The sequence below is a fragment of the Pluralibacter gergoviae ATCC 33028 = NBRC 105706 genome (genome assembly GCF_001598855.1).
Taxonomy (GTDB): domain Bacteria; phylum Pseudomonadota; class Gammaproteobacteria; order Enterobacterales; family Enterobacteriaceae; genus Pluralibacter; species Pluralibacter gergoviae.
Genome location: NZ_BCZS01000004.1, coordinates 143,972 through 162,991, shown reverse-complemented (window position 1 = coordinate 162,991; position 19,020 = coordinate 143,972). Strand labels below are relative to the sequence as shown.

General features: G+C 60.3%; 22 protein-coding genes. 6 read left to right on the top strand and 16 right to left on the bottom strand.

Translation table 11 applies throughout. The features are described 5' to 3' along the window. Position 1 precedes the first annotated feature (1 nt). The 9 genes from fliN to fliF form a co-directional block, all read right to left on the bottom strand. A complete protein-coding gene (gene fliN, locus ENGE1_RS06545) occupies positions 2-433 on the bottom strand; it encodes a flagellar motor switch protein FliN (RefSeq protein ID WP_043083219.1) in 432 nt (143 codons plus the stop codon). Next, positions 430-1,434: a flagellar motor switch protein FliM gene (gene fliM, locus ENGE1_RS06540; RefSeq protein WP_043083221.1), complete on the bottom strand. Its 1,005-nt coding sequence runs from the start codon at positions 1,432-1,434 to the stop codon at positions 430-432. The genes fliN and fliM overlap by 4 nt, the downstream gene beginning before the upstream one ends. 4 nt (positions 1,435-1,438) lie before the next feature. Further along, positions 1,439-1,906, bottom strand: coding sequence for a flagellar basal body-associated protein FliL (fliL, locus tag ENGE1_RS06535; RefSeq protein WP_043083222.1), 468 nt, complete (start codon positions 1,904-1,906; stop codon positions 1,439-1,441). 97 nt (positions 1,907-2,003) lie between these two features. Continuing rightward, positions 2,004-3,119, bottom strand: a complete 1,116-nt coding sequence (locus tag ENGE1_RS06530) for a flagellar hook-length control protein FliK (RefSeq protein ID WP_048252866.1) — start codon at positions 3,117-3,119, stop codon at positions 2,004-2,006. Continuing rightward, on the bottom strand, positions 3,116-3,559 hold the full coding sequence (gene fliJ / locus ENGE1_RS06525; RefSeq protein ID WP_043083226.1) for a flagellar export protein FliJ: 444 nt from the start codon (positions 3,557-3,559) through the stop codon (positions 3,116-3,118). The genes ENGE1_RS06530 and fliJ overlap by 4 nt, the downstream gene beginning before the upstream one ends. A 15-nt stretch (positions 3,560-3,574) precedes the next feature. Beyond that, a complete protein-coding gene (gene fliI / locus ENGE1_RS06520; protein ID WP_048252867.1) occupies positions 3,575-4,939 on the bottom strand; it encodes a flagellar protein export ATPase FliI in 1,365 nt (454 codons plus the stop codon). Next, positions 4,939-5,652, bottom strand: a complete 714-nt coding sequence (gene fliH / locus ENGE1_RS06515) for a flagellar assembly protein FliH (RefSeq protein ID WP_048252868.1) — start codon at positions 5,650-5,652, stop codon at positions 4,939-4,941. Before fliH ends, fliI begins: the two co-directional genes overlap by 1 nt. Then, positions 5,645-6,640, bottom strand: a complete 996-nt coding sequence (gene fliG / locus ENGE1_RS06510) for a flagellar motor switch protein FliG (protein WP_043083229.1) — start codon at positions 6,638-6,640, stop codon at positions 5,645-5,647. The genes fliH and fliG overlap by 8 nt, the downstream gene beginning before the upstream one ends. Next, positions 6,633-8,303, bottom strand: a complete 1,671-nt coding sequence (gene fliF, locus ENGE1_RS06505; RefSeq protein WP_043083231.1) for a flagellar basal-body MS-ring/collar protein FliF — start codon at positions 8,301-8,303, stop codon at positions 6,633-6,635. Before fliF ends, fliG begins: the two co-directional genes overlap by 8 nt. Before the next feature lie 214 nt (positions 8,304-8,517). Here fliF and fliE point away from each other — a divergent pair, with 214 nt between their 5' ends. Then, the gene (gene fliE / locus ENGE1_RS06500) at positions 8,518-8,829 is read left to right on the top strand and encodes a flagellar hook-basal body complex protein FliE (protein ID WP_048252869.1); all 312 of its coding nucleotides are present in this window, start codon (positions 8,518-8,520) and stop codon (positions 8,827-8,829) included. Between the two features lie 51 nt (positions 8,830-8,880). On the opposite strand, the gene ENGE1_RS06495 is transcribed toward fliE, so the two are convergent. After that, positions 8,881-9,747, bottom strand: coding sequence for an MBL fold metallo-hydrolase (locus ENGE1_RS06495; protein ID WP_048252870.1), 867 nt, complete (start codon positions 9,745-9,747; stop codon positions 8,881-8,883). 88 nt (positions 9,748-9,835) lie between these two features. On the opposite strand from ENGE1_RS06495, the gene ENGE1_RS06490 reads away from it, so the two are divergent. Then, on the top strand, positions 9,836-10,231 hold the full coding sequence (locus ENGE1_RS06490; RefSeq protein ID WP_127626257.1) for a winged helix-turn-helix transcriptional regulator: 396 nt from the start codon (positions 9,836-9,838) through the stop codon (positions 10,229-10,231). A gap of 47 nt (positions 10,232-10,278) precedes the next feature. On the opposite strand, the gene ENGE1_RS06485 is transcribed toward ENGE1_RS06490, so the two are convergent. Both ENGE1_RS06485 and ENGE1_RS06480 read right to left on the bottom strand, forming a co-directional pair. After that, complete coding sequence (locus ENGE1_RS06485) at positions 10,279-10,761, bottom strand: type II toxin-antitoxin system MqsA family antitoxin (RefSeq protein WP_072065262.1); 483 nt, start codon at positions 10,759-10,761, stop codon at positions 10,279-10,281. Positions 10,762-10,769: 8 nt separating this feature from the next. Beyond that, complete coding sequence (locus ENGE1_RS06480) at positions 10,770-11,180, bottom strand: hypothetical protein (protein ID WP_146144451.1); 411 nt, start codon at positions 11,178-11,180, stop codon at positions 10,770-10,772. Between the two features lie 297 nt (positions 11,181-11,477). On the opposite strand from ENGE1_RS06480, the gene ENGE1_RS06475 reads away from it, so the two are divergent. The 4 genes from ENGE1_RS06475 to yedD all read left to right on the top strand — a co-directional run bounded on the left by ENGE1_RS06475 (position 11,478) and on the right by yedD (position 14,963). After that, positions 11,478-11,951: a hypothetical protein gene (locus ENGE1_RS06475; protein WP_052682714.1), complete on the top strand. Its 474-nt coding sequence runs from the start codon at positions 11,478-11,480 to the stop codon at positions 11,949-11,951. A gap of 115 nt (positions 11,952-12,066) precedes the next feature. After that, positions 12,067-12,456 carry a DUF1090 domain-containing protein gene (locus ENGE1_RS06470; protein WP_043083240.1) on the top strand — a complete coding sequence of 130 codons (390 nt, stop codon included), beginning with the start codon at positions 12,067-12,069 and terminating at the stop codon, positions 12,454-12,456. A gap of 344 nt (positions 12,457-12,800) precedes the next feature. Further along, positions 12,801-14,399 (top strand): methyl-accepting chemotaxis protein, encoded by a 1,599-nt coding sequence (locus tag ENGE1_RS06465; protein WP_048252871.1) that lies wholly within the window; start codon positions 12,801-12,803, stop codon positions 14,397-14,399. A gap of 147 nt (positions 14,400-14,546) precedes the next feature. Then, entirely contained in the window at positions 14,547-14,963 is a 417-nt protein-coding gene (gene yedD / locus ENGE1_RS06460; RefSeq protein ID WP_043083241.1) for a lipoprotein YedD, read from the top strand. Positions 14,964-15,008: 45 nt separating this feature from the next. Here the strand turns inward: yedD and amyA are convergent, their stop codons facing one another. The 4 genes from amyA to fliD form a co-directional block, all read right to left on the bottom strand. After that, positions 15,009-16,496, bottom strand: a complete 1,488-nt coding sequence (gene amyA, locus ENGE1_RS06455) for an alpha-amylase (RefSeq protein ID WP_045288878.1) — start codon at positions 16,494-16,496, stop codon at positions 15,009-15,011. An 83-nt stretch (positions 16,497-16,579) separates the two neighbouring features. Next, the gene (gene fliT, locus ENGE1_RS06450; RefSeq protein ID WP_048252872.1) at positions 16,580-16,951 is read right to left on the bottom strand and encodes a flagella biosynthesis regulatory protein FliT; all 372 of its coding nucleotides are present in this window, start codon (positions 16,949-16,951) and stop codon (positions 16,580-16,582) included. Then, entirely contained in the window at positions 16,952-17,362 is a 411-nt protein-coding gene (gene fliS / locus ENGE1_RS06445) for a flagellar export chaperone FliS (RefSeq protein WP_048252873.1), read from the bottom strand. Between the two features lie 18 nt (positions 17,363-17,380). Then, complete coding sequence (gene fliD, locus ENGE1_RS06440; RefSeq protein ID WP_048252874.1) at positions 17,381-18,787, bottom strand: flagellar filament capping protein FliD; 1,407 nt, start codon at positions 18,785-18,787, stop codon at positions 17,381-17,383. Positions 18,788-19,020: the final 233 nt, after the last annotated feature.

Below are 19,020 nucleotides of genomic sequence, written 5' to 3'. Positions count from 1 at the left end.
GTTAGCGGCTCAGGCGGCGCATGCGTTCGGACGGGGTGATGATGTCGGTGATGCGCACGCCGTACTTGTCGGCGACCACCACCACTTCACCCTGGGCTATCAGATAGCCGTTGATCAGGATATCCAGCGGTTCGCCCGCCAGCCCGTCCAGCGAGACCACCGAGCCCTGGGTCAGGCGCAGCAGCTCCTTGATGGTCATCCGGGTGCGGCCCAGCTCAACGGTCAGCTTGACCGGAATATCCATGATCAGGTCGATATCCTGCAGCGTACCGCTGACGTCGCCGCCGCCGAGCTGCTGGAACACCGCATCCGCCGCGCTCTTCTCGCCGGAGGATTTCTGCTCGTTCAGCGCCTCTGCCCACAGGTCGTCCATGTTGCCGCTATTGGCATCGTCTCCGCTATTGGCATCAGAGGGGTTATTGATGTCGCTCATTTGGGCGGGTCCTCGTTCAGGGAATTCAGTATCGGGTTAATCAGGTGCTCGACCCGCAGGGCGTACTGGCCGCCGACGGTGCCGTACTGGCTGGTCAGCACCGGCACGCCGTCGACGTGGGCGATGATGCGCTCCGGCTTGTCGATGGGCAGCACGTCGCCGGGCTTCAGGGTCAGGATCTGCGACAGCCGCAGCGAGATGTCGGTAAAGTTGGCCACCAGCTCCAGCTCCGAGTGCTGCACCTGGCGCACCAGGTTTTCGCGCCAGTGCTGATCCTCGCGGCGGGAGTTCTCCAGCGGCGGGTTGACCAGCAGCTCGCGCAGCGGCTCGATCATGCTGAACGGCAGGCAGATGTTGAACTCGCCGCTCAGGTTGCCGATCTCGACGTGAAACGGCGTGTTGACCACGATATCGTTCGGCGAGGTGGTGATGTTGGTGAATTTCACCTGCATCTCGGAGCGGACGTACTCTACCTCCAGCGGATTGATCGCCTTCCAGGCGTCGCTGTAGCCCTCCAGCGCCAGCTTGAGCATGCGGTGGATCACCCGCTGCTCGGTGGGCGTAAATTCGCGTCCCTCCACTTTGGTCGGGAAGCGCCCGTCGCCGCCGAACAGGTTATCGACGGCGATAAATACCAGCCCCGGGGAAAAGACAAACAGCCCGGTGCCGCGCAGCGGCTTGAGGTGGATGAGGTTGAGGTTGGTCGGCACCGGCAGGTTGCGGGCGAACTCGTGGTACGGCTGGATCTTAATTGCCCCGACGGTAATATCCGGGCTGCGGCGCAGCAGGTTAAACAGCCCCATGCGGAAGTGGCGGGCAAAGCGCTCGTTAATAATCTCCAGCGCCTGCAGACGCTCGCGCACCACGCGGCGCTGGGTGTTGGGATCGTAGGGACGAACGAGATCGTCGCCGATAGCGGCGGCCTGCGGCTCATCGCCCCGGTCGCCGTCGCCGTTGAGCAGGGCGTCGATCTCCGCCTGGGAAAGAATGTTGTCACCCATACGGCTACCGCAGAATAAAGGCAGTGTAGAGCACGTCGGTCACATCCTGCTTCGGCTGACCCGGCACCAGCGGCGCGGCCAGCGTCTGCTTGATAGCCTCCACCAGCTTCTGCTTGCCGGTGTCGGAGGCGAGCTGCGTCGCGTCCTGGCGGGAGAACAGCAGCAGCAGGCGGCTGCGCACCTCCGGCAGGTATTCATTCATCCGCGCGCGGGTCGCCTCGTCCTTCAGGCGCAGGGTGATGCCGATATAGAGCACCCGGTCGGCGTCGCCGAGGTTAACGGTAAAGGTATCCAGCGCCCAGAACACCGGCGCGGCGGGCGGCGGCGGGGCTTTGCTCGCTTCGGCGGCGGGCTGGTGCTGCAGCCGCCACCAGGCATAGCCCGCCGCGGCGCAGGCCAGCAGCGCGACCAGTACCAGCAGCGGGATCCAGATTTGGCGTCTGCTTTTCTTAGCAATCGCGGAGTCAGTCATGGGTTAGGTTTTTCCTTTAGGCTTATCGGGGCATTATCCCGCCTTACCCCGCGCGCAAAGCGCGGAAAAGGCGGGAATAATCGCCTTACCTCGGGCGTTAGGCGAAAGTGTCGACGGCGCCGTCGCCGCGGGCGCGCAGCTGCAGCGCGGCGGGCGCGCTCAGGCTCTCTTCACCCGGGGCCGCAGCGCTATCATCGGCAGTGAAGCCGTTTCCTTTAGTGAAATGCGGCTGCGGGGGCTGCTGAAAGGCAGACTGCTGCTGACCGCCGGAGGCATCGCTGCTGATGCTGCTCTGGGTGAGCTGGATACCGCTGTCGGCGAGCTGGCTGCGCAGCTGGGGCAGAGCGGCCTCCAGCGCGGCGCGCACGTGGCCGTGGCCGGAAACCATCTGCAGCTGGGCCTGGTTATCCTCCACCTTCATGCTGATGGTCACCTGGCCCAGATCCTGCGGATGCAGCTTCAGCTCGGCGCTGTGCTGCCCCTGGCGGGTAAACAGGGTAATGTGCTGGCTGACGCTCTGCTGCCACTCCGGGGTGCCGAGCTGGGCGTTGACCGTGACCACCGGATGCGTATTGACCGTCGCCGTCGCGGCGCTGATAACCGGCGCCGGCGGTGCGGCGGCGGGGCTGATATCGGCGGCAGCCGGCGCGGGCGCGGCGGCCGGCTGAATGGCAATCGGCCGCGCGTCTGCATCGGGGACGGGCGCCTGCTGTCCGGCGGGTGCGGCGGCAGCGGCGGCGAGGGGAAGCGCGTCCGCCGGGCGTTCTGTCCCGGTGCTCCGGCCGCCGCCCGCAGGCGGCGCGGCGCTGACGGCGGCCCGGCCGGCGTGAGCCTGCGCGGGCGGCTGGGTGACCTGCGGCAGCATGGCCAGCAGGGCGCCCAGCGCCGCCGCCGGGTCGCCGTCGTCCCCGGGCTTATCGGCCGGACTTGTCTTCTCCGCCCGCTCGCCTGCCGCCGCCGCGGGCGTCAGGGATCGCGGCAGGGGCAGAGCGGCGGTCAGGGCCGGCTTCTCGTCGTCCGCGGTCCGCCGCCCGACGGCGCTATCGTCAACGGGAAGCAGTTTGCCCTTCAGCGGCGATTTTTTGTCCGCGCCGGCGGCGAGCGCGTCGCCGAGCAGCGCCAGAAAGCCGTCTGCGGCGTCGCCGGGCTCGGCGCGCCCGCTCCCGCCGGGCAGCGCTGCGTCAGAAGTGCGGAGAGTGGCAAGCGTAATCATTCGGGTTTCCTCTGTCCGGCCCGCTGGGCGAACTCGTCCATTTTTTTCTGATCGAGGCGGTTTTCCGCCAGCCGGGCGGCGCTGGCCTGCCGCTCCTGCAGCGTCTGCCAGGCCTGCAGGCGCTGTTTTTTCTCGCGCCAGGCGCCGAGCGCCTGCTCGACCTTGTTCTGCCACTGGATCAGCTGTCGGCGGTGCTGTTCGATGGCGGTCTCCAGGGTCTGGATAAACTGCTGGTAGTTCTGCCAGCGCAGGCTGGCGATGCCCTGCGCCATATCGCCGTTGAGACCGGTCTGGTACTCAAGCTGATAGTTCATCAGCATGGTCAGCTGCTCCTCGGCCTGCTGGCAGCCCCGGCGCATCTCGCCGAGCAGGCGGGCGGCGCTGTCCACCTCCTGCTCGGCCAGCGTCTTCAGGGTATTCAGTGCGCCATGTTGCGTCATAGGACTCCTCTGCGGCTATCGGACAGCCGGGAAAATCTGGTCAAGGGCCTGCAGCGAGGCGCCGAAGTCCGCCTGCTCGAAGATGCCCTGCTGTAAAAACTGCTCCAGCTGCGGCCAGAGGGCGATGGCGCGATCCAGCGTCGGATCGCTGCCCCGGGCGTAGGCGCCGACGCTGACCAGATCGCGGTTGCGCTGGAAGCTGGCGAGCAGCTGCTTGAACTGCCGGACCTGCGCATAGTGCGCGTCGCTTATCAGGGCGGTCATTGCCCGGCTGATCGACGCCTCAATATCAATAGCCGGATAGTGTCCGGCCTCCGCCAGGCGGCGCGAGAGCACCACGTGGCCGTCGAGGATCGCCCGCGCCGAGTCGGCAATCGGATCCTGCTGGTCGTCGCCTTCGGTCAGCACGGTATAGAAGGCGGTAACCGAGCCGCCGCCGCTGATGCCGTTGCCCGCGCGCTCTACCAGCGCCGGCAGTTTGGCGAATACCGAGGGCGGGTAGCCTTTGGTGGCCGGCGGCTCGCCGATAGCCAGCGCGATTTCGCGCTGGGCCATAGCGTAGCGGGTCAGCGAGTCCATGATCAGCAGGACGTGCTGGCCCCGGTCGCGGAAATCTTCGGCGATGCGCGTGGCGTAGGCCGCGCCCTGCATCCGCAGCAGGGGCGAGACGTCCGCCGGCGCGGCGATCACTACCGAGCGGGCCCGGCCTTCTGCGCCGAGAATATTCTCGATAAAATCCTTCACCTCGCGGCCGCGCTCGCCGATCAGGCCGACGACGATCACGTCGGCGCGGGTGTAGCGGGCCATCATCCCCAGCAGCACGCTTTTGCCGACGCCGGAGCCGGCGAACAGCCCCATGCGCTGGCCGCGCCCGACGGTGAGCAGGGCGTTGATAGCCCGCACCCCGGTGTCGAGCACCTCTTCGATGGGCGTGCGCTGCAGCGGGTTAAACGGCGCGCTGGTCAGCGTCCCGGTTTCGCCGCTATCCGGGGCGGGGAGGCCGTCAAGCGGCCTGCCGCTGCCGTCCAGCACCCGGCCGAGCAGCGCCGGGCCGAGCGGCAGCTGCTTGCCGTTTTGCCCATCGCTGCCCCGGGCGTAGACCCGGGCGCCGGGCACAATGCCTTCGACCTCCTCCAGCGGCATGAGGAACAGGCGCTGGCCGTTGAAGCCGACCACTTCGCTCTCCACCTCGCAGATCCCGCCGTTCTGCTGGCGTTCGATCACGCAGGTGGCCCCCAGCGGCAGCTGGAGACCGGTGGCCTCCAGCACCAGGCCGGTGGCGCGGGTCAGTCGACCGTAGCGGCGCACGGCGGGCAGCTGGCTGATTCTGGCTTCGAAGGCGTCGAGCGCCGTTAGCCAGCGGGTCAGACGGGCGGTCATCAGAGCACGCCCGGCGCGGCCAGCCGACACAGCTCCTGCCAGCGGGTGGCGAGGCTGGCATCGAGATCGCCTTCGTCGGCGGCGACTTTACAGCCGCCCCGGTGCAGGGCCGGATCGCCGCGCAGGCGCCAGCCGTGCAGGTTAAGGGTGGCGCCGAGCATCTCTTCGACGCGGGCCAGGTCGTCCGGGTGCACCCGCAGCAGCGGTTTGCCGCTGAACAGCGGCTCCTGCTGGAGCAGCTGCTGAATCTGCTGGATAAGGGCGCTGCCGTCGACGGCGGGCGCCTGGCCGAGAACCTGACGGGCCGCCGCCAGCGCCATCTGCATCAGACGCGAGGCGATCGCGCCGTCCAGCGCGTCGAGGGTGTGCTGAAACTCGCTCAGCAGCTGCTGCATCTGCGCCTGCACCGGGGCCTGCTCTTCGCGGGCCTGGGCCAGCCCCTGGGCGAGCCCCTCGCTTAAACCCTGGGCGAAGCCGCTGGCGTGGCCCGCGCTGTGGCCTTCGGCAAGGCCGGCGGCGTAGCCCTGCTCGTGGGCCCGCTGCTGGGCCTGGGCCAACTGCTGCGCAAGCTGCTGTGCGTCGCTGAGTACCTCTTCAGCCGGTGCGGTATCGGGCGGCAGCCCGGCAGGCAGCTCAGCGGGCATCTCTGCGGCATCGGGAGCGGGCAGCAGGTCGTCAGGCCGCCAGATCTGCCAGGGCGTGCTGTCAGACATAGGCATCGTCTCCGCTGCCGATCACCATCTCGCCGCTCTCCGCCAGGCGGCGGACAATCAGCAGAATGGCCTTCTGCTCGTTCTCTACCAGCGACAGGCGCACCGGGCCGCGGTTGGCCAGGTCGTCGCGCAGGATATCGGCGGCGCGCTGGGACATGTTGCGCAGGAACTTCTCGCGCAGCGGCTGTTCGGCGCCCTTGAGGGCCACCAGCAGCGATTCGGAGTCCACTTCCTGCAGCAGGCGCTGGATGCTGCGGTCGTCCACGTCCACCAGGTTTTCGAACAGGAACATTTCGTCGATGATCTTCTGCGCCAGCTCACCGTCGAAGTCGCGCACGGCGGTAATGATCGCCTCTTCCTGCTGGGTTTTCATCAGGTTGATTATCTCGGCGGCGGTGCGGATGCCGCCCATTTTGCTGCGCTTGAGATTCTGGCCGTCGAGCAGGTTATTGAGCACTTCCGTCAGCTCGGCCAGCGCCGCCGGCTGCACGCCGCCGAAGGTGGCGATGCGCAGCATCACATCGTGGCGTAGACGCTCGTCGAACAGGGCCAGAATATCGGCGGCCTGGGCGCGCTTGAGGTGCACGAGAATGGTGGCGATGATCTGCGGATGTTCGTCGCGAATCAGGTCGGCGGCGCTCTGCGGCTCCATAAAGTTGAGGGTCTCCATGCCGCTGGTGGTTTCGCGGGTTTCGAGAATATCCTCCAGCAGACTGGCGGCGCGGTCTTCCCCCAGCGCCTTCACCAGCACCGAGCGCAGATACTCGTTGGCGTTGATATTGAGGGTAGCGTACTGCTCCGCCTCCTGCTCAAACTCCGCCAGCACGTCGGTCAACTGCTTGTTGGAGATCTGGCGCACGCTGGCCATCGCGGCGCTGAGCTGCTGCACCTCGCGGCTGTTGAGGTGTTTGAACACCTCGGCGGCGCGATCTTCGCCGAGGGTCATCAGCAGGATGGCGCTTTTGTCGCTGCCGGTCAGGTTACTCATGGTCGTTACTCATCCACTGGCGAATGACCAGCGCCACGATGCGCGGGTCGTTGTCGGACATATCGCGAATGCGCTGCGTCATCACGTCGGCGTTCATCCGCTGGCTGGCCTTGCGGGCCTGCTGCTGTTCATCTTTGCTCAGGCGGACTTCCACGGCGTCAGCCGTCTCCTGCTGGACGCGCACCGCCTCCAGGGTGGTCTTGCTTTCCTGCTGGCGGGCCTGAAGCTGCGGGCGCACCACCTTGCGCCACAGCAGCCAGGCCACCAGGGCGATCAGCAGCCAGCGTCCCGCCGACATCAGCAGATCGATAAAGGCGCTCTGCTGCCAGAAGGGCAGTTCGCCGCCGCTGTCGTCGCTGCGGGTAAACGGCGAGTTGACGACGTTAAGGCTGTCGCCGCGGGCGGCGGTGAAGCCCATCGCTTCCCGGGTCAGATCTTCAATCTGCTTCATCCGGTCGGCGGTGAGCGGCAGCGGCTTGCCGTCCGCCAGGTCGTTATAGTTCACCACCACCGCCACCGACAGGCGGGTGATGTCGCCGACGTTCATTTTGGTGTGGCGAACGGTGCGATCCACTTCGTAGTTGCTGGTCTCATTGCGCGAGCTGCTGCTGGCGCCGCCCTGGCCGGTGGTGCTGAGATTCTTCTGCTGGCCGCCGTTCTGGTTAGCCGGGGCGGTGCTGATCGGCGCGGTAGGGGCCGGGGAGGGCGTATTGGAGAGCGCGCCCGGCACGCCGCCCGGCGACTGGCCGCTGCCCTGGGTGCTTTCGCTCACCTGGCGGGAGCGCAGCGCCGCCTGGCTGGCGTCGCCGTTGGGGCGGTACTGCTCCTCGGTCTGCTCTTTATTGTCGAAATTGATCTGCGCGGTGACCTGGGCGTGGACGTTGCCGCTGCCGACGATCGGCGAGAGGATAAGTTCGATGCGGCGCTGGATGCGGCCCTCGACGTCGGCGGCGTATTTCAGCTGGGCGTCGTTGAGATCGCGATCGCCGCTGGCGGACTGGGTCAGCAGGTGGCCGCTCTGATCGACCAGCGTGACGTTGCCCGGCGGCAGGCCCGCCACGGCGCTGGAAACGAGGTGTACCACGGCGGCAATCTGCCCCTCGTCCAGCGCCCGGCCCGGCTGCAGGTTGAGGGTGACGGAGGCGGAAGGCAGCTTCTGCTCGCGCACGAACAGCGACGGCTTCGGCATCGCGAGGTGCACCCTGGCGCTCTTCACCGGCCCGAGCGTTTCAACGGTGCGGGCCAGCTCGCCCTCCAGGGCGCGCTGGTAGTTGACCTGCTCGCTGAACTGGCTGATGCCGAACTTCTCCTGATCCAGCAGCTCAAAGCCCACCGCGCCGCCCTTCGGCAACCCCTGCTGGGCGAGGCGCAGACGCAGCTCGTGCACGCTGTCGGCGGGTACCTCAATGGCGCCGCCGCCGTCGGCGAAGCGGTAGGGGACGTTCATCTGCTGCAGCTGGGTGACGATGGCGCCGCCGTCCTGGTCGCTGAGATTGCTGAACAGCACCCGGTAGTCCGGCGCTTTTGCCCACAGCACCAGCGCCACCACGATGGCAATCGCGGCGGCGCTGGCGAGCATAAGTGGAATTTTCGGATTCTCGCGCAGGCGTGCGAACCATTCAGCCATTTTTGTTGGTGTTGTGTTTGCGGCTGTTGCGTTCATCGCGCACCCCGACATTCCTGCCTGACGGCGTTAACGGTGTTGAAAAGCAAAACGTGCTCCGGTTTGGCAAAGACAAAGTGATAGCCGTGCCATTATTCGGCGTTCCCGCAATTCCGATGGCGCAAATAGCCGGGGTTTTTCACGCTAATTAGCGTCTTTGTCTTATTGACTTGCTGCTACTCTCAGTGCAGTAAAAATTTTAGTGGAGAGAGCTATGGCCGTAACCGGTATTGAAGGCGTGCTGTCGCAGATGCAGGCCACCGCCAGCCTGGCGCGCAATCAGCGCCCCGATGTGGAGCCCGAAATCAGCTTTTCCGGGCAGCTTACCGCCGCCCTTGACCGCATCAGCGACGCCCAGAACAGCGCGAAGCTGCAGGCGGAGAAGTTTGCCATCGGCGAGCCGGGCGTGGCGCTCAACGATGTGATGACCGACCTGCAAAAATCGAGTATTTCGCTGCAGATGGGGATTCAGGTGCGCAACAAGCTGGTGGCGGCGTATCAGGACATTATGAATATGCAGGTGTAGCAGAAATGCCTTCGCACCGCAGGCCGTGCTGCGATGCAGACCGCGCCGGGATCAGTAGCCTGACGCTAAATGCCGCAGCGACAGCGGCCAGTCGCCGGGCCAGACATAGCGGTCTTTAAGGATCTTCGCGCTGTATTCGAGGCAGATGCGTATCGGATAGTCCGGATAAAGTCTGTCCATCGTCGCCACCAGCTGCGCGGAGTCTTTGCTGCGCTTCAGCTCGCGAATAAAATCGTTGATATACTGGCGGGTAAAGCTGATGGCGCACGGATGGAGCGTGAGGGCGGCCGAAGAGTGTCCGGGAATAACGCGCAGCGGCTCCAGCGCTTCCAGCGTATCCAGTGTCTTAAACCAGTTTTTCAATATTTCCGGCGTGCGCATATCCGCTATCCAGACGTGACAGTCGGCGAAGACCAGGTCGGAGGCAATCAGCGTGCGGCTTTTTTCAAGCCACAGCGCGGCAATATCCGTGCAGTCGCCGCAGAGCAGGCCGAGAATTTTGATTTGCTCGCCTTCCAGCGTTATTTCATCCTGCTGCCATTTTTCGACGCTAAATTTAATATTGGCGCCGTTACTTTTCAGAACCGTATTACCCCAGTAATCAATTTTGAAATCGTAGGCGTCATTAATATCGTCAGCGGCCTTTTGGTAGGCAATGACGCGGGCATCCGGGTAATAGGCCTTAATGACCTCGAGCCCCAGGTAGTGATCGGGGTGAAGATGCGTGATAAAAATGTATTTCAGTTCGCGATTTAATTCAATAATGTCCGCTAACAGACGGTGCGCATTAGCAATAGTAAATTGGGCATCGACCAACATGGCCTCTTTTTCACCATAAATAATGGTTGAGGTGACGCCGAATCCGTCATGTTCATCACTGCTGAGAAATACTTTAGTCCTGAGGGCGGTTTCACTCATGGTATATGCTCCTGTATGATGGGTCGAGAGTTATACTAATTGTATTTATTGCCCTGTAAAGCAGGTACCCGTGGGATAGGTGGTTACCGTGAAGAAACCAGAAAACAAAAATTTCAATGACTTTTCAATAAATAATGATGCCGATAGTCCGCAGACGTTGCTCTTCGAAAGGCTGGCGAATAAGTGGTTTTTGATGCTGCTTTCGGACATTGTGAACGGGCCTGAACGTTTTAGCTCTCTGCTAAAAAAACATCAGAAACTTTCTCAAAAAATGCTTTCGCAGACGTTAAAAAATCTTGAGGAGGATGGGTTGGTTACGCGCCATGTTAACGGAAATAAAATGCCGATCGAAGTGACCTATAAAATAACCGCTTTCGGTATAGATCTGTATGAAGTGGTGAAACCGCTGTTTGGCTGGTCTAATGAGAATGTTGAAAAAGTGCTGGCGTACCGCAAAAAATATCAAAAGAAACAGATGCAGTAGTGCTCTGAAAATAGTGTTTTTCGTATCGCCAGCACATCGCGGATAGCTTACGCATTAATATTATCAGCTATGCTGCTCGCAGATCCCGGGCGGCCGTTGATGGCGGATGCGGGCACTACGTCTGCACAGGCGCAAAGCTTATTAAAAACCACCGGAAATTCGTCGGCGACCCTAATCAGTTTGTCCATTGCCTCGGATTGCGCAACGTCATCATTTTCATATTTGGTGAAGGCCGTCGGGCCGCCGCCAAAAATGCGCGATGCCTGTTCCTGGTTAATGCCCAGCCGTTTGCGGATCGCCAGCACCTCTGCGCCGGACAGCAGGCCGTCAACTTCTTTTTTCGCCTTGATGACCGCGCGCTTATTCTGCTTCAGCGCTTTTGCATCAGCCTGCTCAAGCCCGCAGGCGTCGCAGACGCTGAAATGATCTTCAACCTGCTTAGTCACTCCCCGGTAGATGATCGGGGACATCTGAACCCGGCGGGTTAAGTGTCCTTCGCCGCAGACAGGGCATTCCATTTGTTCTTTCATCACTCACCTCAGTGGCGTTGCCTGTGCGGGTGGTGGGAGAGGGTCAAAATGACGCTCCCGGTTTTCCCGACGCAGAATTTAATATAAAAATCGCAGTCCATTTCTTTCCATGCCGCTTCGACCCACGCGCGCTCGGTGTAGCCGTGTGCATCGCAGGCGGCCCACGCGCCGGCGGCGCTCAGCTGGCACCATTCAGAACAGAGACAGCGTCCGGATTTAACCGCCGTTTTGACGGCCTCTTTCAGGGCTTTCTCGTCTTTGCCCAGGCTGGCAACATCCCGCCGGCACTGCCTTGTGACAACGGCGATACGGGCAATATCAATCATGCTCAGGATCCTCTTCGAATAGAGAGGGCCGCAGGCTATCCGGGTATTCGCGCCGGTGAATCCATCCTGATACTCGCTTACGATAGTTACCATTATGGTAAAACACCTCCATGATTGTCAATATACAAAGTGCGGCTTTTCGCCGATCTTCGGATCTGCCGCGCGCCTTATTGTCTGCGCGGGTACTTTATGCTCGCCCGCGCGTTACGTCCCGCGTTTCGTGCAGAAAAGACCGGTAAAATAACGCAATTGCGAGCGTGCCCGGAAAGGCCAGCGGTTTTTTTCATTTTCTGCATTCAGAGCGTGACGGGCGTGGATTTGCCGCGTTTTGCGTTGAAATCTTTACCGCGATTGTTAGGATGTTGCCGATTGCGATTAAGGACACAGATCATGAAAAAAGCCATTCTGACAGCCGCGGCGCTCTCGTCGCTGATGGGCTGCGGGGCCTCCATATCGGCGGAAGAGGCACACATCGGTGACCAGCAGGCGTGGGAAAGCCGGCAGCAGGCGGCGCTGCAAAAAAGGATCGACAGCATCAATTTCGCTACCGCTAATCTCGGGGATGAGCCGAAGAAATATAAGAAGCGGGTCAAAAAGGCGATTCGCTTCGTGCTCGACGATCCTGATTCGGCGAAATTCTCCGGTTTTACCCCACCGCGTAAAGAAGTGCTGGCAGACAGGGGCAAGCTTATCTACGGCTATGCCACCTGTGTTTACGTGAATCATAAAACCCCTTCCGGCAGCGAAACCGGGGATGTTCTTTACTGGGTGTTTATGCGCGACAACGAGGTACTGCGCATCAAGAACACGCAAAATCCCGGCGGCAGGGTTATCTTCCCCGGGCGCAACATTCGCTGCGATTAACCGGTCCGCTCGCGCAGCGAAGGTTGACCTATCGTAAGACGGTTTAAGCTGCGGTTAATATCGGTGTGGTACCCTTAACGCGCTGATAACGGATACGAAAGCCCGGAGATTGTTTATGAAAAAGACCCTCACTCTGACCTGTGCCCTGCTGATGCTGTCCGCCCCGGCGGCATTCGCCCGCCAGCAGACCTCCGCCACCGGCTGCGATGCGAAAGCGCAGCATATTCAGCGCCAGCTTGAGCACGCCCGCGCCCATGGCAACACCAACCGCGCCGCCGGGCTTCAGAAAGCGCTCTATGACGTTAACACCAACTGCACCGACGCCGGCCTGAAGGCGGAGCGTGAAGCCAAAGTCCGGCAGAAGCAGCAGAAGGTTGCCGAGCGCCGCCAGGAGCTGGAAGAAGCGAAGGCCGACGGCCGGCCGGAAAAAATCAGCAAAAAGCAGCAGAAGCTGAACAAAGCGCAGGATGAACTGCGCGAGGCGCAGGCGGCGCTGAGTAAATAGCGCTATCAAAGAGCGGTGGCCCTCGTTGTGATAGCCCCAGCCAGCGCGCCGGGGGCGGCTGCGGGGCCTTAAGTTGCCAACGCCGAACGCCTTTTATTAATACGTGATTATCAGTCGCGTAACGTGCTCTATCACACGGTTATTTCTGGCCGCATATAAACTATTTCATGAGCTGTCGCAATGCGCCCGGTCATGGTTTTCTATATTCAAATTGGAAATAGCTTAGTCATTAATTGAATTTATTAATAACCTTTAAAAAAACCTAATAAACGCCCCGAGGCTGCCGATAGTAAAAAAACTAAGTTATCGACTTGGTTTTTTCCGTTGACACCGAAGGATGTTGTATGAATATCACGCAGCGACTGATTTTAAGTTATTCTTTATTAATTACTTCACTCATTTCTCTGGTTATCGCAGCCGTTTTGATTATGTCCGGGTTTCAGGGCAGGTTTCAGTATGTGCAGGAGCACGCAATCCCCTCAATCATCGATTTAGGCGATATGATTGATAAAAGCGATAGTTTAATCATCTGGCTCTATCGGCATCAGAGCTCGACTAATAAAGAAAAGCAGATGCAGATTGAAAAACAGATTAATCAGACCATTGAGAACCTGCGTCAGTCGAACCTGCGGTATCTGAAAAACAGTACTTCTAACGACCGCGACCGCCAACTGACGGAAAACGCGCTCAATATTATTGATACACTCCGTGGGAAACTGCCGATTTTTATTACCGGTTCGATTGCCCAGGATGATGCGATTACTCTGCGGGAATTGCAGGGAAACAAAGGGATAGGGCAGGCAGCGCGCGATCTTATCGCCAATTATCGTGTGCAATTAAAACATAATATGGAATATGGCGAAAACCTGGAGCGCTACAATAAACGTATTTATCACCTCACTTTCTGGAGCATGATTATTGCCGCATCGGCGATTGTGCTGATTCTGAGTGTGCTGACGTTAAGAACGATCCTTGGCATTCGCAACAGCCTGAATGCGATACGCGATACGATGGCGCGCTCCAGCGCGGCGCTGGATCTTACGCGGCGGGTGGATGATGCGCGTAATGATGAAATCGGCCTGACGGCGAGAGCGTATAACCATCTGGTCAGCAACGTCGCCTCATCTCTGGCGGCTGTCAGCATGGCCTCTCAATCCGTGAGTACCGCTTCTTCGCAGATATCCGCAGGCAATGAAGATTTATCATCGCGAACCGAAGAGCAGGCGGCATCGCTGGAAGAGACGGCGGCCAGTATGTCACAACTGACGGAGACGGTAAGGCAGACGGCGGAAAATACGCGCATCGCCAGCGAGCTTTCGACGAACGTACGGAATATTTCCGATAACAGCACAGAAAAAGTGGCGACAATGCTGGCGACGATGTCAGATATCCGCGCCAGCTCGGCGAAAATTACCGATATTATTTCACTTATTGAAGGGATCGCCTTCCAGACAAATATACTGGCCCTCAATGCGGCAGTGGAGGCCGCGCGCGCGGGCGAGCAGGGGCGCGGATTTGCCGTCGTGGCCGGCGAGGTTCGCAATCTTGCGCAGCGTTCATCTACCTCGGCCCGGGAGATTAAAATGCTGATTGAATCCTCCATGCAGTTTATACAGACCGGTGTGGAGCAGGCTGAAGATGTGGGTAAGAATATGCGCCATATGAACGATGCCGTAAGGCAGGTTACCGATCTTATCAATGAAATATCCGGCGCGGCACATGAGCAGATGCTTGGAATAGGGCAGATCAACCAGGCAGTCAATGAAATGGATAGCGTTACGCAGCAGAATGCTTCCCTGGTCGAAGAGGCTTCGGCGGCCTCCGCTTCGCTTATGGAACAGGCCGATGTCCTTAATCAGCTGGTATCAAAATTCATTATTGGCGGCGATCTCTCTGAGACAGCGCCGGGCGTTGAAAATGAAAAGTCAGCGGCAATGGTTTGAGCCTCGCTCTGACGGAAGGGGGACAGTGCCGTTAACAGGCAGCAATGCGGATTGTCGTCAGGTTTTAACGCGCGCGGCGGCCGGTTTGCTTGTGGAGTAAATGCTTTAATGCCACAATATTTTTTTCCCGGTTTTGCAGGATAACCAATGAAGAAGATTGCAATTTTCGGCGCGCTGCTGGCGCTTACCGGCTGTGTTCAGGTGGACAACTATCATGACGTGGTGAAAGCGCCTGCGCCGGCGGGCCTGGAAGGCTACTGGCAGTCTGCGGGGCCGCAGAGCGCGATGGTCAGCCCGGAGGCGATTGCGACGCTGGTGGTGACCAAAGAGGGCGATACCCTCGACTGCCGCCAGTGGCTGCGCACCATCGCGCTGCCGGGCAAGCTGATGAAGCACGGCGACGATATCTATAACGTCACCAACAAGCTGGATCTGTATGAAATCGACCGCGACGGCGGCCACCTCAAGTATGACCGCATGACGCTCAAGCGCGTCGACCGCCCGACGGTGGAGTGCGCCGACTACCTGCAGAAGAACCCGCTGGGTTCGGCGCTGCCGCAGTAACCTTCCGACAGCCGGGCGAATGCCCGGCTGTCGCGTCTTCAGCCGCTAAAGTACGTCCTCCAGCACCCAGACGCTGACCCCGCCGCCGGGGCAGGTAAAGGTCGCGGTGCCCCCTTCATCGGTTTCCACCGTCTCTTCCCTGTTACCGAGAAAATCCTTCCAGCGCTTGTTGCCGTAGTTCTCGCCGAGGGTAATGGTCTTCTCGCCGTCGTCGCCGTTGGAGAGCACCACCACGCAGCCCGGCATTTCGTCGGTGCCGCTGCGGCTGAAGGCGATGCAGTTGGGGTGATCGAAGAACAGGGTCTGCACGCCGTGGGCGAAGCGCTGGCGGGCGTCGATAAGCTCGTGCAGCTGGGCAATCACCGGCATCTCAATTTTGTAGCTGTTGCCGTCGCGCCCGGTATCTTCATAGGTCGCGCCGAACAGGTCCGGGTAGAAGACCGACGGTACGCCGTTCTCACGTAGCAGGATCAGGGCATAGGCCAGCGGCTTGAACCACGCCTCGACCGGCGCCTCCAGCGCCTGCAGCGGCTGAGTATCGTGGTTGGCCACCAGGGTGACCGCGTGGAACGGATCGGCTTCCACCAGCGTGCCGGTGAAGATCTGGCTCATATCGTATTCGCGGCCCTGGCGGGAGGCGTCGTGGAAGTGCATCTGCAGCGGGGCGTCGAACAGCATGGTCTGGCCGTCAACCTGATCGATATAGGCCTGCAGCTTATCCACCTCGTGAGACCAGTACTCGGCGACGATAAACAGCGGCTTCGGCGCCACCTCCTGCACGTGCTCGATCCACTCTTTATAGAACCATGCCGGAATGTGCTTCACCGCATCGAGGCGGAAGCCGTCGCAGCCGGTCTGCTCCATCACCCAGCGGGCCCAGTATTTGATCTCCTCGGTGACCGCCCGGTTGCGGTAGTCGATATTCTCGCCCATCAGATAGTCAAAGTTGCCGTTTTCGCCGTCAACCTGGTCGTTCCAGCCGTCGCCGGTGTAGTCGTTCACCACCTTGAAGATGCCGTCCTCGTCGGGATTTTCGATATGATCGACGCCGCTGAAGCACTTATAGTCCCAGATAAACTGCGAATACTGCCCGGCGCGCACCGGGAAGGTGTATTTGGTCCACGCCTCGCACTCGATAATCTCGTCGGAAATTTGCGTGCGGTCGTTTTCATCGACCCGCTGAACGCGGATCGGCTCTTTTTCGTCGGCGCCCATCTTGTGGTTGACCACCACGTCCAGCAGCACGGCGATATCGTGGGTTTTCAGCGCATCAATCGCCGCCAGCAGCTGGCCTTTGTCGCCGTACTTGGTGGCGACGGAGCCCTTCTGGTCAAATTCACCGAGATCAAACAGGTCATAGCTGTCGTAGCCCACCGAGTAGCCGCCGGAGGCGCCCTTATAGGCGGGCGGCAGCCAGATCATATTGATGCCTATCTCGTTGAGGCTGGGGGCGAGGGCTTCAACTTCGCGCCACAGTTCGCCGCCGGTGGGGTAGTACCAGTGAAAACACTGCAGAAGGGTGGGGTTGCGCATACCAGAATCTCCTTATATGGGAGACTCTAGTATGGATGAAATCGGCTAAACTGCCCGCGGCGTCGCATTTAGTGACGCCGTTTTTATCCGGGATCGCGGCTCGCCTGCGGCACCAGCACCTTGCCGCCCTGATTGCCGTAGGCGGTAAGGACAGACTTTTGCCGGCTCGACTGGTTCACGAGCGTAGCCAGCTCGTCCATTCTCGCCTGCAGCCGCGTTTTAATCTGCTGCTCCACATCAAGTATCGCCCCCAGCAGCGGGCGGATCTGCTGCTGGACTGCCGCTGAGGGGGGCGATGTCTCGGTGAGTTGTGCTACCTGCTGCACCGCTCTGACATAATCCATTTCGCTGGCGATAAGCGCCTCCCACTGCGCGCTGGCCGCCAGCGCCAGCATGGTTTGACCCCGGGTCAACAGCTGTTGGTAAAGGCTATACAGAGACGGTGCGTTACTCATTTAAACGGCATCCTGAGTGATAGGTGGCGTGGCGGCGACGTCTTTCCAGGCATCGGCGATATTGCTCAGCAGCTTTTCGACCTCTTCAACGGCGGCAATATCGCTTTGGGCATTTGCCTGGATTAACCGCCGTACCATATAGGCATATAGCGCAATCAGATTTTGCGTCAGCTCGTCCGGGCTATCCTCATCGAGTCCCACCTTCAGGCCGTTATCGATGATATTGATCGCCCGGGAAAGGGACGCGCCTTTGCCCGCGATGTTGCCCTCCTGCATATACAGGCGGGCGCGCACCAGGGCGCTGAGCGCGCCGTCAAACAGCATGGTGACCAGCTGCTGCTGGCTGGCGCTCATGACTGCGCTCTCCACGCCGATGCGGGCGTATGCCTGGGTGCTCTTTGCGCCGTACATAGTCTCTCCTGGCGTTAATTAGCTTTTATTACTGTTATTTGATGACTCAAACTGCTGATTCAGATAGTTGCTGGTCGAGTTCAGCGAGTTCATCAGCACGTCGAGCTGGGTGAACTGGGATTTATACTGGGCCATCCGGCTATCGATGCGGTCGCTGGCGGCGTTGTACTGCTGGGTCAGATTGTTCAGCGTCTTGCTGACCCCGTCGGTGGCGGCCTGAATAATGCCGGTCTTCGACAGCCAGCCGGTCAGGTTTTTATCAATCACCGTGGTTATGCCGCTGTCCTTGCCGTCGCCGACGATAAGCGTGGCGACACCGCCTGCATCCTTGGTCAGCGCAGTTTTCAGCTTGCTGTCGTCAACGCTCAGTTTGCCCGTCGAGGGATCGGAGGTGATGCCCAGCTGGGTCAGGCTCTTGAAGGCGCTGCCGCTGGCGGTGTTGCCGAGAATGCTTTTCAGCTGGGTCTGCACCGTGCGCAGGGTCGAGTCGCCCACCAGCGCGCCGTTGCTGGCGTCCTGGGTATCCGCCCCCTTATCGACGGCAGTATATTTGGTCAGCGAGGCGAAAGTATCCTGCAGGGCGTTGTAGGCGGTAACCCAATCGTCGACCGCTTTCTGCGCTTTGCTGGTGTCTTTGGTAATGGTCAGCGTCTGGTTGCCGGTGGTGGTATCGTTGAGGTTAAGGGTGATGTCCTCAAGCGCGTCGCTGATGGTGTTGCTGCTGTTGGTGATGGGAATATTGTTGACCGTCAGCTCGGCATCCTGGGCGGTGACGGATTCGGTCATATTGCCGCTGTCGGTTTTGCTGTAATTCAGAAAATCCTGGAGCTTATCATCGCCGCTGACGCTCAGGGTCATGGCATTTTTTTCGCCGGTGTCGTCTGAGGTGATGGATAAGCGATACTCACCGTTACCGACATTGATGATGCTGGCGCTGACGCCCGCTTTGGCGTTATTAATCGCATCGCGAATGCCGGTCAGCGAGGAGTTGGCGGCGCTGATAGTGATCGAGACCGGTTTTTTATCGCCGCCCTGCTGAATGGTCAGCACGCTGTCGCCGGCGGCGATTGCCGCTTTGCTGTCGGTCCTTGCGGCGGAGGTCAGGGTCTGCGCCTGCGCCAGTTGCGAGACATTAATCGTGTATTTTCCGGCAATGGCGCTGCCGGTGGTGGTGGCGCTGAACGCCGACGAGCTGCTGGCGGTGGTGGTGGCGGTAAACAGGTCGCCGCTTTTGAGCGCCGTGTTGGCAGTCTGAAAGGCGGTCAGGGCGCTCTTTAGCGTGCCGTAGGCGCTGAGCTTAGCCGTATAGGAGGACTGCTGATCCGAGATGGGCTTCAGGCCCGCCTTTTCCGCCGATTCCAGATTGCTGAGGATGGTGTTTAAATCGAGCCCCGAACCGACGCCCAGCGCAGAGATACTTGCCATGTTTGCTCCTTTGACGCGTAAAACGATACCGGGGTTATCGGCGGGAATGGCGGGAAGTTTACGGTTAATTCCTTTTTTTTAATGGCCGGAATAGCGCTATTTTTTAGCCGTTAAAAATTATTTAGGCGATGGCGAAAAAAATCCTAAAGGTTAGGGCAGAGGCGACGATAACCACACTGACGGCGAATGCGCCGACGGGTGGAAACCCACATCGTTATCAACGACTTGAATAA

What these genes read in the sequence shown, in the direction of transcription:
- fliN (WP_043083219.1), bottom strand. Translation starts at nt 433, where the DNA reads ATGAGCGACATCAATAACCCCTCTGATGCCAATAGCGGAGACGATGCC.
- fliM (WP_043083221.1), bottom strand. Translation starts at nt 1,434, where the DNA reads ATGGGTGACAACATTCTTTCCCAGGCGGAGATCGACGCCCTGCTCAAC.
- fliL (WP_043083222.1), bottom strand. Translation starts at nt 1,906, where the DNA reads ATGACTGACTCCGCGATTGCTAAGAAAAGCAGACGCCAAATCTGGATC.
- ENGE1_RS06530 (WP_048252866.1), bottom strand. Translation starts at nt 3,119, where the DNA reads ATGATTACGCTTGCCACTCTCCGCACTTCTGACGCAGCGCTGCCCGGC.
- fliJ (WP_043083226.1), bottom strand. Translation starts at nt 3,559, where the DNA reads ATGACGCAACATGGCGCACTGAATACCCTGAAGACGCTGGCCGAGCAG.
- fliI (WP_048252867.1), bottom strand. Translation starts at nt 4,939, where the DNA reads ATGACCGCCCGTCTGACCCGCTGGCTAACGGCGCTCGACGCCTTCGAA.
- fliH (WP_048252868.1), bottom strand. Translation starts at nt 5,652, where the DNA reads ATGTCTGACAGCACGCCCTGGCAGATCTGGCGGCCTGACGACCTGCTG.
- fliG (WP_043083229.1), bottom strand. Translation starts at nt 6,640, where the DNA reads ATGAGTAACCTGACCGGCAGCGACAAAAGCGCCATCCTGCTGATGACC.
- fliF (WP_043083231.1), bottom strand. Translation starts at nt 8,303, where the DNA reads ATGAACGCAACAGCCGCAAACACAACACCAACAAAAATGGCTGAATGG.
- fliE (WP_048252869.1), top strand. Translation starts at nt 8,518, where the DNA reads ATGGCCGTAACCGGTATTGAAGGCGTGCTGTCGCAGATGCAGGCCACC.
- ENGE1_RS06495 (WP_048252870.1), bottom strand. Translation starts at nt 9,747, where the DNA reads ATGAGTGAAACCGCCCTCAGGACTAAAGTATTTCTCAGCAGTGATGAA.
- ENGE1_RS06485 (WP_072065262.1), bottom strand. Translation starts at nt 10,761, where the DNA reads ATGAAAGAACAAATGGAATGCCCTGTCTGCGGCGAAGGACACTTAACC.
- ENGE1_RS06480 (WP_146144451.1), bottom strand. Translation starts at nt 11,180, where the DNA reads ATGGTAACTATCGTAAGCGAGTATCAGGATGGATTCACCGGCGCGAAT.
- ENGE1_RS06475 (WP_052682714.1), top strand. Translation starts at nt 11,478, where the DNA reads ATGAAAAAAGCCATTCTGACAGCCGCGGCGCTCTCGTCGCTGATGGGC.
- ENGE1_RS06470 (WP_043083240.1), top strand. Translation starts at nt 12,067, where the DNA reads ATGAAAAAGACCCTCACTCTGACCTGTGCCCTGCTGATGCTGTCCGCC.
- ENGE1_RS06465 (WP_048252871.1), top strand. Translation starts at nt 12,801, where the DNA reads ATGAATATCACGCAGCGACTGATTTTAAGTTATTCTTTATTAATTACT.
- yedD (WP_043083241.1), top strand. Translation starts at nt 14,547, where the DNA reads ATGAAGAAGATTGCAATTTTCGGCGCGCTGCTGGCGCTTACCGGCTGT.
- amyA (WP_045288878.1), bottom strand. Translation starts at nt 16,496, where the DNA reads ATGCGCAACCCCACCCTTCTGCAGTGTTTTCACTGGTACTACCCCACC.
- fliT (WP_048252872.1), bottom strand. Translation starts at nt 16,951, where the DNA reads ATGAGTAACGCACCGTCTCTGTATAGCCTTTACCAACAGCTGTTGACC.
- fliS (WP_048252873.1), bottom strand. Translation starts at nt 17,362, where the DNA reads ATGTACGGCGCAAAGAGCACCCAGGCATACGCCCGCATCGGCGTGGAG.
- fliD (WP_048252874.1), bottom strand. Translation starts at nt 18,787, where the DNA reads ATGGCAAGTATCTCTGCGCTGGGCGTCGGTTCGGGGCTCGATTTAAAC.